Annotated in this window: 16 protein-coding genes and 1 riboswitch; of the genes, 11 read left to right on the forward strand and 5 right to left on the reverse strand. The window is 37.1% G+C overall.

Features of this window, described 5'->3' with window-relative positions; genetic code table 11:
- Complete coding sequence (locus tag ACY0M5_RS05545) at positions 1 to 1338, reverse strand: tetratricopeptide repeat protein (protein ID WP_461631069.1); 1338 nt, start codon at positions 1336 to 1338, stop codon at positions 1 to 3.
- A gap of 250 nt (positions 1339 to 1588) precedes the next feature.
- Positions 1589 to 2326 carry a type III pantothenate kinase gene (locus tag ACY0M5_RS05550; protein WP_461631070.1) on the reverse strand — a complete coding sequence of 246 codons (738 nt, stop codon included), beginning with the start codon at positions 2324 to 2326 and terminating at the stop codon, positions 1589 to 1591.
- A gap of 205 nt (positions 2327 to 2531) precedes the next feature.
- Here ACY0M5_RS05550 and ACY0M5_RS05555 point away from each other — a divergent pair, with 205 nt between their 5' ends.
- Positions 2532 to 3638, forward strand: coding sequence for a PAS domain S-box protein (locus ACY0M5_RS05555; protein WP_156196848.1), 1107 nt, complete (start codon positions 2532 to 2534; stop codon positions 3636 to 3638).
- Positions 3639 to 3678: 40 nt separating this feature from the next.
- Here the strand turns inward: ACY0M5_RS05555 and mfd are convergent, their stop codons facing one another.
- A complete protein-coding gene (gene mfd / locus ACY0M5_RS05560) occupies positions 3679 to 7029 on the reverse strand; it encodes a transcription-repair coupling factor (RefSeq protein ID WP_461631071.1) in 3351 nt (1116 codons plus the stop codon).
- Between the two features lie 250 nt (positions 7030 to 7279).
- Between mfd and ACY0M5_RS05565 the strand changes: the two genes are divergently transcribed.
- Both ACY0M5_RS05565 and ACY0M5_RS05570 read left to right on the forward strand, forming a co-directional pair.
- Positions 7280 to 7750: a VOC family protein gene (locus ACY0M5_RS05565; RefSeq protein WP_124993899.1), complete on the forward strand. Its 471-nt coding sequence runs from the start codon at positions 7280 to 7282 to the stop codon at positions 7748 to 7750.
- Positions 7751 to 7757: 7 nt separating this feature from the next.
- A complete protein-coding gene (locus ACY0M5_RS05570; RefSeq protein WP_124993898.1) occupies positions 7758 to 8048 on the forward strand; it encodes a YciI family protein in 291 nt (96 codons plus the stop codon).
- 1 nt (position 8049) lies between these two features.
- On the opposite strand, the gene ACY0M5_RS05575 is transcribed toward ACY0M5_RS05570, so the two are convergent.
- Positions 8050 to 8634 carry a hypothetical protein gene (locus tag ACY0M5_RS05575; RefSeq protein WP_124993897.1) on the reverse strand — a complete coding sequence of 195 codons (585 nt, stop codon included), beginning with the start codon at positions 8632 to 8634 and terminating at the stop codon, positions 8050 to 8052.
- Positions 8635 to 9001: 367 nt separating this feature from the next.
- Here ACY0M5_RS05575 and ACY0M5_RS05580 point away from each other — a divergent pair, with 367 nt between their 5' ends.
- Both ACY0M5_RS05580 and ACY0M5_RS05585 read left to right on the forward strand, forming a co-directional pair.
- The gene (locus ACY0M5_RS05580) at positions 9002 to 9667 is read left to right on the forward strand and encodes a hypothetical protein (protein WP_321320564.1); all 666 of its coding nucleotides are present in this window, start codon (positions 9002 to 9004) and stop codon (positions 9665 to 9667) included.
- Between the two features lie 905 nt (positions 9668 to 10572).
- Positions 10573 to 11160: a phospholipid scramblase-related protein gene (locus tag ACY0M5_RS05585; RefSeq protein WP_124993895.1), complete on the forward strand. Its 588-nt coding sequence runs from the start codon at positions 10573 to 10575 to the stop codon at positions 11158 to 11160.
- A gap of 92 nt (positions 11161 to 11252) precedes the next feature.
- Here ACY0M5_RS05585 and fbp read toward each other — a convergent pair whose 3' ends face one another.
- The gene (gene fbp, locus ACY0M5_RS05590) at positions 11253 to 12275 is read right to left on the reverse strand and encodes a class 1 fructose-bisphosphatase (RefSeq protein WP_461631072.1); all 1023 of its coding nucleotides are present in this window, start codon (positions 12273 to 12275) and stop codon (positions 11253 to 11255) included.
- Positions 12276 to 12445: 170 nt separating this feature from the next.
- Between fbp and ACY0M5_RS05595 the strand changes: the two genes are divergently transcribed.
- The 6 genes from ACY0M5_RS05595 to ACY0M5_RS05620 all read left to right on the forward strand — a co-directional run bounded on the left by ACY0M5_RS05595 (position 12446) and on the right by ACY0M5_RS05620 (position 21222).
- Entirely contained in the window at positions 12446 to 13993 is a 1548-nt protein-coding gene (locus ACY0M5_RS05595) for an IS1182 family transposase (protein WP_461629368.1), read from the forward strand.
- 301 nt (positions 13994 to 14294) lie between these two features.
- Positions 14295 to 15551: an aspartate kinase gene (locus ACY0M5_RS05600; RefSeq protein WP_461631073.1), complete on the forward strand. Its 1257-nt coding sequence runs from the start codon at positions 14295 to 14297 to the stop codon at positions 15549 to 15551.
- Between the two features lie 100 nt (positions 15552 to 15651).
- A riboswitch (SAM riboswitch) is annotated at positions 15652 to 15759 on the forward strand.
- A 461-nt stretch (positions 15760 to 16220) separates the two neighbouring features.
- Entirely contained in the window at positions 16221 to 17540 is a 1320-nt protein-coding gene (locus ACY0M5_RS05605) for an O-acetylhomoserine aminocarboxypropyltransferase/cysteine synthase family protein (protein WP_461631074.1), read from the forward strand.
- Positions 17541 to 17672: 132 nt separating this feature from the next.
- Entirely contained in the window at positions 17673 to 18701 is a 1029-nt protein-coding gene (locus ACY0M5_RS05610) for a homoserine O-acetyltransferase family protein (RefSeq protein WP_461631075.1), read from the forward strand.
- Entirely contained in the window at positions 18698 to 19888 is a 1191-nt protein-coding gene (locus ACY0M5_RS05615) for a homoserine dehydrogenase (RefSeq protein WP_461631076.1), read from the forward strand. Before ACY0M5_RS05610 ends, ACY0M5_RS05615 begins: the two co-directional genes overlap by 4 nt.
- Before the next feature lie 74 nt (positions 19889 to 19962).
- Positions 19963 to 21222 (forward strand): aspartate kinase, encoded by a 1260-nt coding sequence (locus tag ACY0M5_RS05620; RefSeq protein ID WP_124993889.1) that lies wholly within the window; start codon positions 19963 to 19965, stop codon positions 21220 to 21222.

A 21222-nucleotide genomic window follows, 5' to 3' on the forward strand; every position in this document is an offset into this window, starting at 1 on the left:
TTATTCTGTTAATCTTGCTTTGGTTGATTCGTTAATCCAATCTCCAACTTTATAAGTATCTCCTTCTTTAATTCCTTCGAAGAAAGCTTCCTCTTTGCGGGGGAAATACTTAGAGTAAGTAGTAATTAATTCGCGGGCTTCTTCAGAACAATCAGGATCTAAAGCTTTAGCTTTAGCAAATTTATCAACAGCTACCCAATAAACAGCTTGCTTTTCAAGCGGACTTGATCCGTAATTTTTGCTGTAAGCAGCATAAGCTTTTCCAATCAACAAATAAGGTTGTCCCCAATTAGCTCTGTATTTGGCTGCCTTTAATGCGTTAGATTTAGCATCACTGTATTTGCCTTGCATTAAAAGAATTGTAGCTAATTTGAAATGAAGGTCCGCTTTAATATCAGCATCTGTTTCCAATTCGATAGACTTAACTAAGTACTCTTTACTCTTGTCAAATTCTTTTTTCTTGATAAACATTTTTGCCAAGTTGTGAGCAGCATCAGCATTCGGATCCAATTCATATTTTCTTTCCGCAACTTCAGCATACAAAGCTCCATCTTCACATTCCTGACGATTCAACATTCTTAAGATCTTATTGATCAGAACCAAATCATTATTATTTGCATGAAATTTAGGAGTAAAGATATTGCTTAAGGTTTCACAATCAGCAACTCCGGCAGCAAAGAAAATTTGTTCTACATTCAATCTTGCGTTGTTGATATTGTCTTTTTTAGCTGGATCAGTTTCAGCATCCATTTGCTTCTTAGCCATATCCATAAAAAGAAGGTAATTGTCGATCACTTCTTCTGCTTCTATTTGATTGTTTTGAACCAAAACTTTTGATGCTTCCATTGTGTTGGCAATAACTTTCGCTTCAGCATTCAGTCCTTGCATTTCAATGGATTTTTTCATCATGGCATAAGCTTCTTTTACAGAAGGGATATCTTTTTCTCGGTATTGAAACAAATCACCACCTTTACGACCAAGAATCCAACCTGTAGAATATTTACGATCTTTACCAAAATACTTAATTCGGTTATCGTAAACCATCATTAAAGTGTCAATGTATTTGTCATTCTTAGTAGCGCGGTATAATCCTTTCATTATTTTCACACCATTAATATACGTGGATTTTTGGTAGGCAGGTGCATTTCTATAAACGTATCTCCATCCAGTAAGTGCTTCTTTGTAATTTCCCTGTTTTACCATCTCGATGTAGAGAGATGCGTTTAAAATTGTTTTAGCACTATCCAACCCATATTTTGATTCCAAAGTCTGAGCTTCCGCCTTAAACAGACCCGAAAACAAAAGAACCATTGTTACAATTAAAAGTCTTGTCTTCATATTACTATTTTTTTTATAATCAAGTTACTTTTTATTTCAAAACCAAAAATGACATTTAGATTTACCTGTAAAATCTCAATATTTTAAACCAGGGTCTAAATATAACGAAAGTTTTAGTTTTGTCAGAACTAAAACTGCAAAACTCATACCAAAAATTTAGTACAAGCTTCGAAACTGGTTGGGACATCTATATTTGAGAGCCCTTTGCAAAACTATAAATAAAATATAAAGCTGCAAAAAATACGTCTTATTAAGAGTGAATCAATAAATTAAATTCCAATATCTTATTCAACCCCTCCAATACGATTTCGGGATGATATGCTGCTTTGTTATCTATTGATTTATTTAAAAAACGGGCATCTCCTCCGGTAATTACCACACGTAATTCCGGATGTATGGCTTTTAATTTGTTGATGTATGAATCTATTTCGAAGATCAGACCATTTTGAACGCCTGACACTATTGCATCATTGGTGTTTTTACCAATTAAATTGAAACCTTCATTTTTTGACAGCTCGGGCAGGTTTTGAGTAAATTCGTGTAAAGCTTTGAAACGCATTTTTAAACCGGGAGATATACAGCCTCCTAAATATTGGGCTTTAGCAGTAACAAAATCAAACGTGATAGCGGTTCCGGCATCTATTACCAGTATGTCTTTTCCTTTATATAAACCATGTGCGCCTGCGCAAGCGGCTAATCGATCGTAGCCGAGTGTGCTTTTCGATTCATATAAGTTTTCCAGTGGTGTGCCTATTTCTGAATTAAAAAACAGAACGACTTTGCAGGCCAATTTTAATCTGGAGATTAATTCTTCAGGATATTTTCTAACAGAAGAAATAATAACATTAGGTGCATTTTCACATCTTGATAAAAGGCCGGAAACGAATTCAGTTTCCCCTAATGTTGAGTTTTCAAGTCTAACTAATTGATTGTTTTCAAAGAAGCCTGACTTTATTTGTGTGTTCCCTATGTCTACTATTAAATTCAAAAGAGTCGGAATGATGGTAATTTATTGTAAATGTCTTGTAAAATCGCATAAAATTAGTAAACTTTAGGCATATTAGTCTATTGATACTTAGGTTTTTTATAATCATTTTAAATAAGATGCTATTTAATTATTCAGTAAATACAATTTAAATGATTGTATATCCTTTTTTTAGATTAAAATCGATCACACATTCAATTTTAGATTGATGAAGAAAAAAATTTTAATTGTAGAAGATGACAGTTTAATATCGACCATCTTTCGGATGTTTTTAAAAGAACTGGGTTACGATCTTATCGGAATAGTAGAAGATGGAAAAGAAGCTATTCGTTTGTGTGAAACAATGAAGCCGGATATTATTCTGATGGATGTTCATTTGGGTGGAGGCCTTGATGGAATTCAAACTACAGAATTAATTAAAACCAAATTTGACATTCCGGTTATCTTCCTTTCCAGCGATACTGAAGAAAGCACTATTCAGAGAGTTATTAATATTCATTCTTATGGATATCTGGTGAAACCAATTGATAAGAGGGAACTTGGAATTTCAATAGAATTGGCTTTTTATAAACATCAATTTGATTTGGATCAGAAAATGCGTGAACAGCGTTTTAGAAACTTCATTACCGATTCTCCCGAAGCTATTATTGTGATCAATGAAAATGGTTTGATCGAATATGTGAACTGTTTGGGATTAAAATTATTCAAAACAGCATACATCGAAGATTTAATGGGCTTGCCCTTGTTGTCATTTGTTGATGATGATTACTCGGCAGTTTTTAAAGAGAGATTGGAGAATTCGTCGGCTATGGAAAAAGGAATCTCTTATACTCATCTGAAATTAAAAACCATACATGGCGAATTGATTGATGTTGGTTTGACCGGAGCTCAAATTGAATTTAATGGTAAGAAAAATTTACAATTAATTGTTCGTGATATTACGCGGGAGTTTGCCTATCGTCAGTTGTTAGCTGAAAAAGCGAATATCATTAATAATTTTGTTGATGGTGTTGTTACTTTCGACCTTGAGGGGAAGGTGAAATCGTGGAACCGGGCATGTGAACGGATTTTTGGTATTTCTGAAGACAGCACTATCGGTAAATTATACTGTAGTTTGTTTCTTTACGAGGGACAAAAATCGTTTGCCGAAGATATTTTAATTCCATTAGGGGAGAACGGGAAACATGAAGTGAATTTTACTTTAGAGATAAATGATAAAAAGCAGAACGTGAAGCTGATTGCTAGTTTGCTGCGTAACGAAAAAGGAGAAGAAACCGGAGTGGTTTGCTACATCCGGGATCATTCGTGTTCATAAAAAATAAACTCCGATCAATTTATCGATCGGAGTAATAATATTATATCTCATTAATTAGAGCCAGTATTTCGCTGGCTTTTTTAATGTTCTTAATTTTCTCGAAACTAAGACTTAGTCTGTTTTTTGCTTCTTTCATTTTGCAGGGAACAACTTGTGTCTGCAGGAATTGAAGGACTTTACTAAACTGCGCTGATTTATAGAAAGCTGAATCCTGATCAGAAATAAAATACAGAACCAGTTTTCCCTTTTTAAGAATGATTTTTTCGATTCCTAAATCCAAAGAAATCCAACGCAAACGAACAACATCTAACAGTTCAAGACATGGTTCGGGTAAGTCTCCAAACCGATCTTTTAGTTGAGATTCAAATGTTTTTATTTCTTCTTCGGTCTGAATGTTATCCAATTCGCGGTACAAACGAATTCGTTCTGAAATGCTTTCAACATATTTCTCAGGAAATAGAATTTCCAAATCGGTATCTATTTGGCATTCGCTTATAAATCGGAGAACATTTTTTCCTTCTTCTTTCTTTTCATCTTCGAAAACATCTTTGAATTCATTTTCCTTCAATTCCAGAAGTGCTTCATTCAGAATTTTGTGATAAGTCTCGTAACCAATATCAGCAATAAAACCGCTTTGTTCGCCACCCAGTAAATTACCGGCGCCACGAATATCCAAATCCTGCATGGCAATATTAAAACCACTTCCCAGTTCCGAGAAGTTTTCAATGGCCTGAAGTCTTTGTCTGGCTTCCTGAGTCATGGAATCATGCGGAGGAGTTAACAAATAGCAAAATGCTTTTTTGTTCGATCGGCCAACGCGGCCTCTTAACTGGTGCAGTTCGCTCAATCCAAAATTCTGTCCGTTATTAATGATGATGGTATTGGCATTCGGAATGTCCAATCCAGATTCAATTATGGTAGTTGCAATCAGAACATCAAAATCACCTCGGATAAAGTCGAGCATGATTTTTTCCAGTTTAGGTCCTTCCATTTGTCCGTGGGCAACCACAGTTGAAACTCCTGGAACGGCTCTCTGAATCATTGCTTCAACGTCCTTGATATTTTGAACCCTGTTATGAATAAAGAAAACCTGTCCGTTTCGTTCCACTTCGTAGGTAATTGCTTCCCGAATAATGTCTTCATTAAAATTATGAATTTCGGTTACAATCGGATAACGGTTTGGTGGCGGCGTATTGATGATGGACAAATCTCTCGCACCCAGCAATGAAAATTGTAATGTTCTTGGAATTGGAGTAGCAGTTAATGTTAAGGTATCAACATTTACTTTAAACTGTTTCAATTTTTCTTTTACGGATACACCAAATTTCTGCTCTTCGTCAATGATGAGTAAACCCAAATCTTTAAACTCAACATCTTTTCCTATGATCCGGTGTGTCCCGATTATAATATCAGTTTGTCCGGCTTTTAAATTTTTCAGAATCTGTTTCTGATCTTTCGAGGTTCTCATTCGACTGATATAATCTACCGTGCAGGGAAAATTTTTCAATCGATCGTTAAAAGTTTTGAAATGCTGAAAGGCCAGAATTGTGGTCGGAACCAGAATAGCGACCTGTTTGTTATCGGCAACAGCCTTAAAAGCGGCACGAATGGCAATTTCGGTTTTTCCGAAACCAACATCACCGCATACCAGCCTGTCCATTGGGTAAGGCGATTCCATTCCTTCTTTGGTTGCGATTGTTGCTTTCACCTGATCGGGAGTATCTTCGTAAATGAAAGAAGCTTCCAATTCTTGCTGCATGTACGTGTCGGGACTAAACGAAAAACCTTTTTCTGATTTTCGTTTGGCATAAAGGGCAATCAAATCCTTGGCAATATCTTTTACCTTGCCTTTGGTTTTTTCCTTTAGCTTTTGCCATGTGCCGTTACCCAGTTTGTATATTTTAGGAGCAGATCCGTCTTTGCCTTTGTATTTTGAAATTTTATGGAGCGAGTGCAAACTCACATACAGAATGTCATTGTCTTTGTAAACCAGGCGAATTACTTCCTGTGGTTTGCCGTTAGTATCGATTAGCTGCAAACCTCCGAAACGACCAATTCCATGATCGGAATGAACGATGTAATCACCTGGGTGAAGGCGGTTAATCTCTTTAAGAGTTACCACTTCTTTGGCTTTGTGAACCGTTGAGTTCTTAAGCTGAAATTTGTGGTAACGATCGAAAATCTGATGATCGGTGAAGATCGATATTCTCAGGTCTTTATCCGAAAATCCTTCATGAAGGGTATGGTTTACATCCTGAAAATCAACTTCAATTCCCTGGTCTTCAAAAATATTGTGGATTCGTTCAATCTGTTTTGGATTGTCGGAAAGAATGTAATTCGACTCTGCTTTGGCATTGTTATTTAGCAAATGCTGACCAAGTAACTCGAAATTTTTATTGAATGCTGGTTGCGGATTTTGATTGAACTGAAGCTCTTCCTGAGCCACAAAAAAGAATTTCTGTCCGAATTCCAATGTCGAAAAATCATTTAACTGATTCAAAAATTCTTTGCTGTTTATCAGATAATCTTTAGTGGATACGGAATCTTCACCCATTTGCATAAAAGGAACCTTTTCGATGGTGCTTTCATATATAGATTGAATCCGGTCGCAGGAAAACTGTAAATTCCTGCACCAAAAAACGGCATTGCGGGGCACAAAGGAAAGAAAGGATATCCTGGAATCCTTCAGCAGACTTTCCTGAATGTTGGGAATGATATCAACGGAGTTTAGTTTTTCTATGGATAGTTGATTTTCCACATTAAACATTCGGATGGAGTCTACTTCTTCGCCAAAAAAATCAATTCGAAAAGGATGCTCATCCGAAAAGGAAAAAATATCAATAATACTTCCGCGGATAGAATACTGACCTGGTTCTACCACAAAATCGGCTCGTTCAAATTCATAATCGACCAAGACTTCTTCCACAAATTCGGGAGATAATTTTTCGCCTACCTTAATTGTTAAGGTATTTTCTTCCAGTTGTGCTTTACTAATTACTTTTTCGATAACGGCTTCGGGAAAAGTAATAATGAAAGTAGGATGCTTATCGGAATTCAAACGGTTCAGACATTCGGCACGAAGAATAATGTTCGAACTGTCAGTTTTCTCATATTGAACGGAACGTTTGAAGGAAGATGGGAAGAACAAAACGGTATCTTCATCAAGCAGATTGCACAGATCATTGTAAAAATAGGCGGCCTCCTCCTTATCGTTAAACAGTAAAATGTGTGGATGTTGGCCGGGTTTAAGGGCGGAAACCAACAAGGGAAGCGAAGAACCAACCAAACCTTTTAGGTGAAGCTGAAACTTTGATTTTTGTTCCAGATATTTTTCAATGCTGTATCGGGCAGGATGCTCCGAGAAAATTTGTATAAGTTGTTTTAGTTCCAAACCCTTGTCCTTTTATTATTTGATTCGCAAATTTAGGGAAAATATTTTAGGGACAAGTTAAAAGTGCCAAGAACCAAGTAACAAGAACCAAGTAACAAGAACCAAGTAACAAGTGCCAAGAACCAAGTGCCAAGAACCAAGAACGAAGTAACAAGTGGAAAGAACCAAGTATAAAGCAGGCAAAAGGAAATGTCGTTGGTTTGATAACATGCACATCTGTTGCTTTTAAGTAAAAAAAAAATAAAGGGATATGAAATTTCATTCGTCAGTACTATTTGTAAAGGATATCGAAATATCAAAAGATTTCTACATTCGTGTACTTAATCAGGAAATAGAACATGATTTTGGAAAGAATGTGATATTTAAGAGTGGTTTAACGATTTGGGAACCGGCACCAAATCATATTATTGAGAAAGAGTTGAACACAAAAGGTGATTTGAATCGATTCGAATTGTATTTTGAAACGGAGTTGCTTGAAGAGTTTTGTGAGAGACTGAAAATGAAAAAAACAGTGTTTTTACATGAAATTCATAAAGAATCCTGGGGACAAAGGTCCATTCGTTTTTTTGATCCCGACAATCATCTGATTGAAGTGGGAGAGCCTATGGAAGTATTTGTGATGAATATGAAAAACGAAGGACTTTCTATAAAACAAATTGCACGAAAAAGTGGAATACCACTTGAAACTGTTGAGACTATAATTTTAAGATTAAAAAAATAATAAAATCATGTTTATCATTTCATTAACCTACAAAGTACCTATCGAAAAGGTAGAAGAAGAATTGAACAATCACGTTCAGTATTTAAAAGAGCAGTATGCTTTGGGAAATTTTCAGGCTTCGGGCAGAAAAGTTCCGAGAACAGGAGGCGTAATACTTTCAACAGTGAAGGATAAAAAACAATTGGAAGAAATTCTGGCTAAAGATCCTTTTCACAAAAATGATTTAGCCGATTATGCAATCACCGAATTTATCCCCAGCATGACGAGCGACGAGTTAACTTGTTTGCTGGAGGTTTAATTTAAAATCCATAACCGACAGGGCCGTATCCGGGAACACTAACATAGCCGCGGGTATTGCCCTGATCGGAATTGCCGGCACTAAAGCGGGTTGACCAGAAATTATCTCCGCCACTGCCTTGTCCCATATAATAGTTCTGCTGAGCAGCCAAATACAAATTAACAGTAGGAATTGGATTGCCCTCGTAACCGGCATTCCCCTGATCATCGAACCAGTAAAAGCCTGGTTGAATGTAATAACCCAATACATAGCTCCACACCAACCATTCGTTCTCGGGCAGTTCCCGCCCGTTAACAACTACACTTGTATTGCCGGCAGATGCGTCTGATTTTAATTCCCCAAAATCGTGTCCGGGCAGCATAAATCCGAAAGAAGCATAACCAACAACTCCATACAAACCACTTTTGCTGTCGTACCAGTAATTTCCTGCTTTGGGTTTTAGGCCATATTCATTTTCAAGATTGGTAAGTTGAGTTTCATTCAGCTCAATATCATTAATAATGACTTTCCCGTTTTGACTGAAAGCAATAAGGGGAACCGTAAATAGAAACAGGCTTATTAAGAGTTTGTAAACTGTATTTTTCATTGCTTTTGATATTGATTTATTCACGAATTGGATTTAAAATATACATATGTGTGCGAAGAGAATTGGAAGCAATGTAGGGTGCTTGTGTAAAATTACAACAAAGATGATGGAGTGTCAATAGCTTGTTGATGAGACTTGATGAGTGTTTAAAATGGAGTTGTGAAAAATAATAAAGAGAATTATGTGTATTTTAATAATCGAATTGTTAAATTTAAAAATTCGATCATAAAAAATAATATAGAAGAATTGAGTGGGATCAGAGATGATTGGTGAGTTTGAAGAGCTTGATGATAGTTTATGATCCGTATAGGTAGGAACAATTTACAAAAATAATACAGAGAATTAGTTTCACTAAAATCAACATGAAATGGCAAAACTATTAAACGACAAAATGTCGTCGCAGGTACACATTAACAATTCGAATCGCCATACCAGGCTTTGTAAACAAACCAAAGGAGCAGAAGGTTTAGCAGAGGCAATAGCCCCTAAAATTATTGTTTTAAAAGAAAAAAGAGACGAAACCGACAAAAAGAGGGAATTGTATGATGCTGCTCATGATGATTTGATGCTGAGAGATGCGGTATTGGACGATAGCATTCGAAACGTGGCCGATGTGGCCAAACAATACGACCGTAACAATCCGGGACGACCTGTTTTTACTATGTTATTTCCCGATGGGAAGTATTCCGACATTGTACGTGCACCATTTGCCAAAGAAGTTGATAAGGCTAATCAAATTGCTGAACGTATTAAAGCCTTAGGCGAAGAGCACGTTTTGGCGGTACAATATGCGCCACTTACCAGAGCCATTGCCGAAGTGCGCACAGCAATATCCAACAAGCAACAAGCCAAAACCAATGTGGAAATGGCTGTTGCAAATGAAGGATTGGCTCAGGCCGATTTGCGCAAACAATACGAATTCAATTATCTGGATGCGGTAAAGTTGTTTGGCCGGAAATATGCCGACCGTTTGTTCCCCAGAACGGTATCGAAAGCAAAGGTTGAGGAAGAGGTTGCTGCTCCCGAAGTGTAATCCGATTGTAAATACAGAAAAGTATGCGCTGCAAGCCTGCAGCGTTTACTTTTTTTCGGAGGAATATAGTACGCAGGCTTGTAAAGCCAACTCTACCGAAATCGAATAGCTGCTGCATGCCTGCAGAACATGTTCGATTGTAGTAAAATAGGGTAAACATGCTTGCATACACCATTTCACAGCTGTCGAATAGTTGCTGCACGCCTGCAAAGCACATTTTACCGAAAAAAAACAGTTGCTGCAGGCATGTAGAAATAGCTCTACCGAAATGGGGAGGTGTTTGCAGGCTTGCAAGAAGAGCATGTGATTGCAAGTGTTAGTGAAGAATATTTATTGATTAATAATTTAAAGAAAATATAAAATGAAATTTTTAGTAATAGATTTTGAAACAGCCTAATATTTTATGTGCAGGGAAAGGAGTCGGCCCTTCAAAGGTTGAGAAGATGGAAATTAAAATTGAGCAGGGTAAAGATGCTTGTATTTTGAAGGAAGGTGAAATTTTAGAATTGTTAGGGATGAATTGATATTTCTAAGTGTTTGATCTGCTAGAAATCTTCGACTTCTGGCATAAGCAAGTAATATGAGGAGAATTACAGGTTGCAAACTTGCGGTAAGAACAAAACAAAAGCCACTTTCCAATTGGGAAGTGGCTTTTGTTTTGTGGTGTGTTACAATAATTTCTTCTGTAAATTCGGTTTAAAGTATCATAGTTTAGGCATTCATTATTATACTTGATTGTAAATAATGTTTACTTTCGTAAAAATTTTATGGATAATAGTATTGCTTAAGGCTTACAGGCAGGCAAGGTGTTTTTCTCTAAAATAGTAACGATGAAATTAAATTAAGATAACCTTTTGGCATCTCTTACAAAATGGAGTGAGACCATTCAACAAAATAGATAAAATATGAATCCAATTTTAAGTCGAAATTCATTTTTCGTGAAGGAACATGTTGGCATGTTCAAAGCAGCAAATAATTTTGATATTTTCAATCCTGAAAATCAGGAAATGATAATGACCTGCAGGGAAGAAAAACTTGGTTTTTTTACCAAGATGCTTCGCTTTACTGATTACAAGAGAATGACTCCTTTTAATATTGAAATTAAAACTGTTTCAGGTGAAAAAGTACTAACAATAAAACGAGGTGTTTCATTCTTCTTATCTACAGTTGAAGTTTTTGATGAGAATGATAATTTATTGGGAAAATTCAAACAAAAATTTTTCTCAATAGGTGGCAAGTTTGATGTTATTGATTCTACTGAAAATATTTTGTGCACTCTTAAAGGAAAATGGACCAGCTGGGATTTTAAATTCAGTAAAGGGGAAACCGAGTTTGCTCATGTAAGTAAAAAATGGGCTGGAATTGGCAAGGAATTGTTTACATCAGCAGATAATTATATGTTGGCGATTGATGAGAAAGTGACTGCAGATAATCCGATGAGAATTCTTATTCTTGCCGCGGTAATGTGTATTGATATGGTTTTAAAAGAATAAGCGACCAATAAGTAAAGAATACAAAGCCACTTCTCAATTGAAAAGTGGCTTTGTTTAGTAGTGTGTTAAATTTTTCTTCTGAAAATTCTATTTCAGATGTTGTTGAAGAAATGTAAAAACTCTTCGGTTTTCTTCACCATGTTAGTCGATCCGGTATAAAACGGAACACGTTCGTGAAGCGAACTTGGTTTAATGGTTAAAATTCGCTGCGTGCCATCGGTAGCTTTACCGCCGGCTTGTTCTGCAATAAAAGCAATTGGATTGCATTCGTACATCAAACGAAGTTTTCCGTTGGGGTTTTTTCTGGTTTGCGGATAGATAAAAATACCACCGTTCAATAAATTTCGGTGAAAATCGGCCACCAAAGATCCTATGTATCGGGAAGTGTAGGGGCGGTTTGATTTTTGATCATATTCCTGACAATACTTAATGTACTTTTTTACACCCATTGGAAAATTGATGTAATTCCCTTCGTTGATGGAGTAAATTTTTCCTGTTTTTGGTGTTTTAATGTTGGGATGCGACAAACAGAATTCACCGATTGATGGATCCAGAGTGAAACCGTTTACTCCTTTTCCGGTGGTGTATACCAACATGGTTGACGAACCGTAAATGATATATCCGGCAGCAACCTGTTTGGTTCCTTCCTGAAGGAAATCCTCAATTTTAGCAACTTCTCCCCGGGGAGAAAGGCGTTCGTAAATCGAGAAAATTGTTCCGATCGAAACATTTACATCGATGTTCGATGAGCCGTCAAGCGGATCCATTGCGAAAACATATTTTCCATGTTTACTCAATTCATCATCAAAAATAATGATTTCTTCATTTTCTTCCGATGCAACAGCACAGCATTCACCACAGGCTTTTAAGGCATCAATAAAGTGAGTATCTGCAAAAACATCCAGTTTCTGCTGATCTTCTCCCTGCACATTTCGATCTCCATGTTCACCTAAAATATCAACCAGACCGGCTTTGTTCACAGCACGGTTTACAATTTTAGATGCAATTCCAATATGATGAAGTAACCGGGATAATTCTCCCTTTGCTCCAGGATGATCGGATTGTCTTTGGATGATGAATTGATTTAGAGTTTGAACATTGTTGTGTTCAGTCATTTTTTTAAGGCTTTTTGGTTTACATTCATTTGGTGGCATAAAGTTATGCTTTTTTGTGAAACGCCGAAACACTTATTTCAAACGTCAGACTGTCTAAAAACCTTGATAAGTTGTTGATAAGTTATAATTGCTGTATTTGGCAGGTTTTCAACACTTTGTTATCTTATGGTATGAGATTTATACAAGGACAAGACAGAACACAAACTCATCTTTTTCCCATCTCACTGGATCAGTCAATTGCTAAAGACAATGAAGTTCGCTTGATCGACCTGTTTGTTGACAGCCTTGATTTGAATGACTTTGGTTTTAAAGTTGATTTTGATGAAAACGGACGACCGGCTTACCGTCCATCGGATTTACTCAAACTCTACATTTATGGGTATCTGAACAGAACCCGCTCCTCCCGGGGTTTAGAGAAAGAGTGTGCGAGAAACATAGAAGTTATGTGGTTGCTCAGGTGCTTAAGCCCTGACCACAATACCATCTCCAACTTTAGACGGGACAATCCCAAAGCAATAAAAAAAGTATTCCGGCAAACCGTTCAACTGGCCAAACACTTTAATTTGATTGGAGGAAAATTGCTGGCCGGTGACAGCACCAAACTCAGGGCACAAAACAGCAAGAAAAACAACTTCAATCAAAAAAAGATTGACTGTCATTTAGCTTATATTGAGAACAAGCTTTCGGAGTATGAAAAGGCATTGGCAGAAAGTGACGGCGATAAAAAAAAGATCATCGAAGAAGAAATCAGCAAACAAACTGATCGGAAAAAGGAGTATCAAAATATAGAGAGTCAAATCAAGCAAACAGGTCAGCCTCAAATCTCTACTTCCGATCCTGACAGCCGTCAGATGATTACCCGTAATAACATTACCGAAGTCGCTTATAACATACAAACCACGGTTGATGCAGAAAACAACATCCCCATCGATTACAAAGTAACAAATGCCAACGACAGCAAAGCCATGGGTAATATGCTGCAGCGTGCAAAAACGATTTTACGAAGCAACCAATTCACGGCTCTTTACGATAAAGGTTACCATACCGGTTCAGAATTCGCTGTCGCGGATCGATTGGGTATTGAAACCATAGTAGCCATACCCAGAGTGGCAGCACAAGCACCGAATCCAGAATATAATGTAGACAATTTCGGATACAACAAGCAGGAGGATTATTATACCTGTCCGCAAAACCAACAACTAAGAACTAACGGAAGATGGCACCAGGCCAGAACCTACCAGTTTAAACGCTATACGACCAAAGCCTGTGCAAACTGCAGTGTAAAAGACCAATGCAGCAAGGCAGTCTGTGGAAAGGCAATACAACGCAGCGAATACCAGGATCTCATTGAGGTAAACAAACAACGCGCAGATCAGAATCAAACTTATTACAAACGACGGCAGGCAATAGTCGAACATCCTTACGGAACCATAAAACGACAATGGGGCTTCGATCACATTATGACAAAAAAAGGCATCGCAAGGGCAAGTGCCGATGTGGGCTTACAAATGACCGCCTACAACCTGCGCCGCTTAATCAATATTATTGGCCTGAAAACCCTTATGGAATGGGCAATACAGCAATTATCTTATTTTCTTGAATTAATACTGCTGTTAAAGTTAAGTGTCGCCCAAATAAGAAGCTCAATTCTATTTCCAAATAAAAGCATTTTCAATTTTTATGTATCCCTAAAACCGCTATATTTAACACTTAATTGAGCAGTTTGATGAGTTTTTAGACAGACTGACGTTTACGGTAATTAATTTTAAGGTGTGAAGCCTTGGTATATTAGGTATGTAATAAGTGAAAGGAAAATTGTTGTTTTAATGGCATTAAACAGGTTTTTGTTTTCAACCGCGTTTTTTTCTTTTTTGCGATTAAAAAGTGCGAAATGAATTACAGAATGATCTTAAAATTTCACAAACTTTGTAATGCTGAAACAATATTTTGTAACTTCAATTTTTATTTTGAAAGCGGGTTTAAATAACCTTTTAGTAAGAATTATCTAACATTTTTTTGATGAACATATTTAAATTTGGCGGGGCTTCGGTAAATAGTGCTGATGGTGTACGGAATTTTGTGAAAATTGTACAATCCTACAGAGAGGAAATGATTATTGTATTGTCGGCAATGGGCAAAACAACCAATGCTTTGGAAGAGATCGTTGATGCTTTTGCAGCTAAAAAGGATGGGATTGAATCTAAAGTAGATGCATTGCAAACATACCATACAAAGATCATAAATGAATTGTTTTCCAAAAAGGATGATGCTGTTTTTTCGAAAATAGAATCTCTTTTCGGGCAGTTGCGGGCTTATCTGCAAAAATCACCCTCCTTAAGTTACGAATTTGATTACGATCAAATTGTGTGTTTTGGAGAGTTGATTTCTACAACAATTGTATCTGAATACCTTCGTTTAAGCGGTACGCCAAATAAGTGGGTGGATATCCGTACTTGTTTAAAAACGGATGATACTTATAAAGAAGGACGGATTGATTGGGAACTTTCTCAGAAATTGGTACCTCAGGCCTTTGGTTTTACCAACACATTTGTATACGTAACCCAAGGATTTTTGGGTGGAACTAAAACCAATCAGACAACAACTTTAGGACGGGAAGGCTCCGATTATACCGCTGCAATTTTATCTTATATCCTTGATGTGGATAAATTGGCCATTTGGAAAGATGTTCCCGGAATTATGAATGCAGATCCAAAATGGCTGCCCGATGCGCAAAAATTAGAGCGTATTTCGTATCAGGAGGCCATCGAACTTGCTTTTTACGGCGCTAAAGTAATTCATCCCAAAACCATACAGCCAATTAAGAAAAAGAAAATTCCATTGCAGGTGCGTTCGTTTCTTAATTTGAATGAATCCGGAACTTTAATTAGTACAGCTTCTAAAAAGCAGGATCAGTTGATTCCTGTTTATATTCGTAAACAAGATCAGGTGCTGATTTCGATACGACCAAGTGATTTTTCTTTCATACTGGAAGAAAATTTAAGTTCGTTGTTTTCCATTTTCGCAAAACATCAGGTGAAAGTAAATTTAATTCAGAATTCGGCAATTAGTTTTTCGGTATGTGTTGATAATTCAGATAGAAGGTTGAAAAATTTAATTGAAGAAATTTCTACCAAATTTGAAGTGAGATACAATGAAAATCTGGAGTTGATTACGATTCGCCATCACAATTCTGAAGCCGTTGAAAGAATGACCAATGGCCGGGAAATACTGCTGGAACAGCGAAGCAGAGATACTGCACAATTTGTGCTGTTGTAAAAAAATAAAAGACAAAGAGGTCGGGAATGTTTGGTGAATTCAAAAACTTCCCTATCTTTGTTCCCGTTATATAAGGTAAATCTCTCAGGAGAATATCTATAATTTATACAGAAGAAGTAAGAGAACAGGCTCGTTGACCTTCTGACAACCGCGGCTTCCATAGCTGAAAGGTGTCAAATCCTGACCAAATTTTTGGTGAATATAAATTAACAGATTATGAAGAAGACTCAAATTAATTACAATCAGCAGGCTCATCAGGAGCAAAACTTCACGTTGCAATCTTCAACCATGTTGATGATGCGAATGCAGCAAATGATGCGTATGATTTAACGCATTCTTTCTAAAATCTTTCCCTTTTTTTAGATACTGGTGCGTATAAAATAACACCGAACCCGGGAATTCAAATTCAATTTTGCTTACTTTTTATATTTCTGTTTTTACAGAACGATGAATAGGTACAACCAAATCTGAAACCACATTCAGAATGTTTGAATCTAAGCAGATATGTTTTTGCGACATTCAGAAACTTCAGTTTCTAACAAATTAATCAATTTTTAAATCAAGGAATAGGCTTTTAAGCTGAATAACAAGTCAGATAATCTGATTGTTATGTAGTAGCTAAAAGTGAATGGCTGACAGCAAACAGCCTGTTCGAAAAACAGAATCGCTATGTCAAATAATTTAAGATACGAAACATTACAGATACACGCAGGTCAGGAAGTTGATGCAGTAACCAACTCGAGAGCAGTTCCTTTGTACCAAACCACAGCTTACACTTTTAATAGTTCAGAACACGCAGCAAACCTGTTTGGATTGAAAGAATTCGGAAATATTTATACTCGTTTGGGGAATCCTACCAATGATGTTTTCGAGAAAAGAATTGCGGCTTTGGAAGGTGGAGTTGCAGCTGTTGCAACAGCATCCGGTCAGGCTGCCCAGTTTTTAGCACTAACAAATATTCTGGAAGTTGGTGACAACTTTGTAAGTGCTTCTCAGATTTACGGAGGAACATACAATCAGTTTAAGGTTCAGTTTAAAAAACTGGGAATAGAGTGTCGTTTTGTTGATATCGATGAGCCGGATACTATTATTCCGTTGATCGATGAAAAAACCAAAGCCATTTATGTTGAGGCTTTACCGAATCCTAAATTCTCAATACCGGATTTTGAAAAGATATCTGCAATAGCTAAGAAATATGATTTGCCGCTTATCGTGGATAATACTCTGGGTGCAGGAGGATATTTATTCCGTCCGTTGGAGCACGGAGCCAATATTGTTGTGGAATCGGCAACCAAATGGATTTGCGGTCATGGAACAGCTATTGGAGGAGTAATTGTTGATGGAGGAAACTACAATTGGGGAAATGGAAAATTCCCTCAGTTTACTGAGCCTTCAGAAGGATATCATGGATTGGTATTCTGGGATGTTTTTGGCGCCGACGGACCATTTGGAAACATTGCTTTTGCAATTCGTGCCAGAGTAGAAGGTTTACGGGATTATGGATGCAGCCAGAGTCCGTTCAATTCTTTCCTTTTATTACAGGGATTGGAAACTCTTTCACTTCGTTTGGATCGTCATGTTGAAAATACAGTCGCTCTTGCCAAATGGTTAGAGGAACAGGATTGGGTGGATCAGGTAAATTATCCAGGCCTAAAATCCAGTCCTTACTACGAAAGAGCTCAAAAATATTTCAAAAAAGGCGCCGGCTCTGTTTTAACTTTTAAAGTAAAAGGTGGAAAAGAGCTTGCCGATAAATTGGTTGATGGTGTGGAACTTCTTTCACATGTTGCCAATTTGGGAGATGCAAAATCTTTAATTATTCATCCAAGTTCAACCACTCATGAGCAATTGAGTCTGGAAGAGCAAAAAGCTTCGGGTGTTGAGCCGGGGTTGCTTCGTATTTCGGTAGGTATCGAACACATCGAAGACATTAAAGCTGACATCAAGCAATCTGTTGAGAAAGCAATTAACATAGAGACAATCAATTAGTTCTTATAGTCAATCCCAGTTGGAAATTTTTTAGTCGGATTTTCGACTGGGAACTTAAGATTTCGCTCAAGAATATTTTGGGTGAAATTTTCACAAAGTAAAAAACAACAAACAAAACAAAATCAATAAACAGTGAATCCAGAATGTTACATCCATAAAGAAGGTTTACAACTTGAATCAGGTGAGTGTCTGAAAGAGTTGGAGCTTACCTATCACACCTATGGGGAATACGATCCGCAAAGGAATAATGTGATTTGGGTTTGTCATGCTCTTACTGCTAATTCGGATGTTTTCGATTGGTGGGAAGGATTATTTGGAGAAAATGATTTTTTCAATCCAAAAGATTACTTCATAGTTTGCGACAATACTCTTGCTTCCTGCTACGGTTCAACCGGACCTCTTTCAAAAAATCCGGACAACGGGCAGGCATATTATCATGATTTTCCACAACTAACGGTTCGGGATTTGGTTGGGGCACATGAAATTTTGAGAAAGCATTTGAAAATAGAACGTATTCATATGATGATTGGAAGCTCACTTGGCGGCATGCAAGCCATGGAGTGGGCTTATCTGTTGAATGGGAAGTTGGACAATTTGGTGATATTGGCCTCCAATGCAAAACATTCTCCTTGGGGAATTGCTTTCAACGAATCGCAAAGAATGGCAATTGAAGTTGATCCTACCTGGAAAGAATCGAATGATGAAGCAGGTTTGAATGGCATGCGCGTGGCAAGATCGATTGCTCTGCTCAGTTACAGAACTTATTCAACTTACGATCATTCTCAGCAGGAAAATGAAGAAGGCAAAACAGATCATTACAGGGCAAGTTCTTATCAGAGGTATCAGGGCGAGAAGCTGGCGCGCAGATTTAATGCGTATTCGTATTGGCATCTTTCAAAAATAATGGATAGTCATGATGTTGGCCGTGGAAGAAATGGTTTAGTTCCTGCTTTGAACGAAATCAAATCAAGAACATTGGTGATTGGTGTAAATTCCGATCAGATTTTCCCAATTCAGGAGCAACGATTCATTGCTGACAACATTCCAAATGCAGAATTCCTGGAAATCAATTCAATTTACGGGCACGATGGCTTCCTTTTGGAACAGGAACAATTAACTGAAGTATTAAAAACATTCTTAAACGATAGCAAAATCAAATGAGTAATAAACTAAAAATAGGCGTTTTTGGCTACGGTGTTGTAGGTTCCGGATTGGCTCACGTTCTAAAAAACAGCAAAGGTTTGGATGCATCTATCGTAAAAGTTTGTGTGAAAGATGCAGCTAAGCAACGGGACATAGATCCTGAGGTACTCACATTAAATTCGGAAGATATTTTGAATGATCCGGAAATTAATGTTGTTGCAGAATTAATTGACGATGCAGATGTGGCCTATCAGATTGTAAAGGCAGCTATGCAAAATGGAAAGCATGTGGTTTCTGCCAATAAAAAAATGCTGGCCTATCATATCGAGGAACTGATTCAACTGCAGTGGCAATACAAGGTTTCATTTTTGTATGAAGCTTCGGCATGTGGAAGTATTCCTATTATCAGAAATTTGGAAGAGTACTACGACAATGATTTATTGCAATCGGTAAGTGGAATCCTGAACGGATCATCTAATTATATCCTGACAAAGATTTTCAATGAAAATCTGGATTACAATCTGGCATTAAAAGAGGCACAGGATTTAGGATTTGCTGAAAGTGATCCTACATCGGATGTTGGTGGGTTCGATACTTTATACAAACTGATTATCCTTACCGTTCACGGATTTGGTTTGTTTGTGCATCCCGATGAGGTTTTTAATTCGGGAATCGCGAATCTTTCACCAAAAGATATTGAGTTGGCATCGCAAAAGGGATATAAAATTCGATTGCTGGGAAAAGTAACCAAAGTAAACGGCAATAGGGTGAATTTGTTTGTGGCTCCAAAATTTGTGAGACCAACAGAGCATGCTTATACGGTTGAGAGTCATTACAACGGCGTTTTAATTCAGGGGAATTTCTACGACAACCAGTTTATGTATGGAAAAGGAGCTGGTGCGCATCCAACCGGATCGGCAGTTTTATCGGATATAACAGCTTTGGCCTACAATTACAAATACGAATATAAAAAGCTGAAATATTATGGTGGTTTGGAATACACCAACGATATGGATGTTGAGATTTATTTGAGATACACAGATAAAAACGATTTGGAATTATTTGATTTCAAGGAGATATCGGAATCGCTGACTGGAAAAGATTTTAACTATGTAATTGGAACATTGAATCTTTCCAAACTGATAAATATCCGTAAGCAAATTGCAGGGAAAGATATTTTCCTGGCTTATTTGGGTGATGAGTAATTTTGAATAATGGAAATCAATGTAAAATCTCATCCCGATTACTATCGGGACTCGCATCTCAAATCTAACTAGAAATGATCATATACAAATTTGGCGGTGCATCGGTTAAAGATGCTGCTGCTATTAAAAATATTTGTCAAATTATTGGCAAAGTAAAGCGTCCGCTTACAGTAGTGATTTCGGCAATTGGTACAACAACCAATTTGCTGGAAGAAATTGTAGATGCTTATTTTTCCGGAAATGATAAGGCCTTGGAACTTTTTGATCTGCTGAAGGAAAACCACACTTCAGTGATCGATGATTTATTCGAAGAAGTTCCGGCGAAGGTCAGTTCGGAAATAAACGCTCTTTTCATCGAGCTGAAAACCAAAATTTCAAAACCATCATCCGACCAGTTCAATTTTGAATACGATCAGGTGATTGGTTTTGGAGAACTTTTATCAACAACAATTGTAGCTGCTTATTTAAATCATATCGGACAAAATAATAAGTGGATTGATGTTCGAACCTGTTTGGATTCCGATGATAATTACGTAGATGCCAACATTCTTTGGGATTCGTCGAAAGAAAAAGCCAATGCCGTATTTCCAGATAATCCGGCTGCATTATACATTACACAGGGTTTTATTGCCAGAGATCCGAATGGTTTCACCACCTCTTTAGGAAGAGAAGGATCAGACTACACAGCGGCAATTTTAGCTCATTTGCTTGGCGCTGATAAAATGATCATCTGGAAAGATGTATTGGGAATTTTGAATGCAGATCCTGATTATTTTGATGTGACAACCAAATTGGATTTAATTCCTTATCATGAAGCAATAGAGCTTTCTTATTACGGAGCCAGGGTAATTCATCCGAAAACCATAAAGCCGTTGCAGGCAAAGAAGATTCCTTTGTGGGTGAAATCATTTATCGATCCATCGCAAAAAGGAACTTTAATTACAAAAGGAGATCAGCCGCAACCATTGCTGCCAAATTACATTGTAAAAAAAAGACAGTTGTTAGTGACTTTAAAACCGCTGAATTTTTCTTTTATTGGTGAAAAAGACCTTGTTTTTATTTTTACACTGGTTACAAAGTATAGAATAAAGCTTAATTTTACTCAGAACACTGCGGTTAGCTTTGCATTCTGTGCCAATAGCTCAGCCAGAAATATGCAGGATTTGGTGGCAGAATTGGAAGAAAAGTATGAGGTTGAATTGAGTGAGGATTTGGAATTGATCACCGTTCGGCATTATACGCCGGCGACAATCGAAGAAATACAGAACAAACATCATGTTCTGGTAGAACAAAAGAACAGTAATACTGCAATCTATCTAACAGTCGCAAATTAA

Source organism: Labilibaculum euxinicum, from assembly GCF_963678175.1.
Taxonomy (GTDB): Bacteria; Bacteroidota; Bacteroidia; order Bacteroidales; family Marinifilaceae; genus Labilibaculum; species Labilibaculum euxinus.

Excerpts from the sequence above, each read along its gene's own strand:
- ACY0M5_RS05545 (WP_461631069.1), bottom strand. The coding sequence starts at position 1,338 with ATGAAGACAAGACTTTTAATTGTAACAATGGTTCTTTTGTTTTCGGGT.
- ACY0M5_RS05555 (WP_156196848.1), top strand. The coding sequence starts at position 2,532 with ATGAAGAAAAAAATTTTAATTGTAGAAGATGACAGTTTAATATCGACC.
- ACY0M5_RS05565 (WP_124993899.1), top strand. The coding sequence starts at position 7,280 with ATGAAATTTCATTCGTCAGTACTATTTGTAAAGGATATCGAAATATCA.
- ACY0M5_RS05570 (WP_124993898.1), top strand. The coding sequence starts at position 7,758 with ATGTTTATCATTTCATTAACCTACAAAGTACCTATCGAAAAGGTAGAA.
- ACY0M5_RS05575 (WP_124993897.1), bottom strand. The coding sequence starts at position 8,634 with ATGAAAAATACAGTTTACAAACTCTTAATAAGCCTGTTTCTATTTACG.
- ACY0M5_RS05580 (WP_321320564.1), top strand. The coding sequence starts at position 9,002 with ATGGCAAAACTATTAAACGACAAAATGTCGTCGCAGGTACACATTAAC.
- ACY0M5_RS05585 (WP_124993895.1), top strand. The coding sequence starts at position 10,573 with ATGAATCCAATTTTAAGTCGAAATTCATTTTTCGTGAAGGAACATGTT.
- fbp (WP_461631072.1), bottom strand. The coding sequence starts at position 12,275 with ATGACTGAACACAACAATGTTCAAACTCTAAATCAATTCATCATCCAA.
- ACY0M5_RS05595 (WP_461629368.1), top strand. The coding sequence starts at position 12,446 with ATGAGATTTATACAAGGACAAGACAGAACACAAACTCATCTTTTTCCC.
- ACY0M5_RS05600 (WP_461631073.1), top strand. The coding sequence starts at position 14,295 with ATGAACATATTTAAATTTGGCGGGGCTTCGGTAAATAGTGCTGATGGT.
- ACY0M5_RS05605 (WP_461631074.1), top strand. The coding sequence starts at position 16,221 with ATGTCAAATAATTTAAGATACGAAACATTACAGATACACGCAGGTCAG.
- ACY0M5_RS05615 (WP_461631076.1), top strand. The coding sequence starts at position 18,698 with ATGAGTAATAAACTAAAAATAGGCGTTTTTGGCTACGGTGTTGTAGGT.
- ACY0M5_RS05620 (WP_124993889.1), top strand. The coding sequence starts at position 19,963 with ATGATCATATACAAATTTGGCGGTGCATCGGTTAAAGATGCTGCTGCT.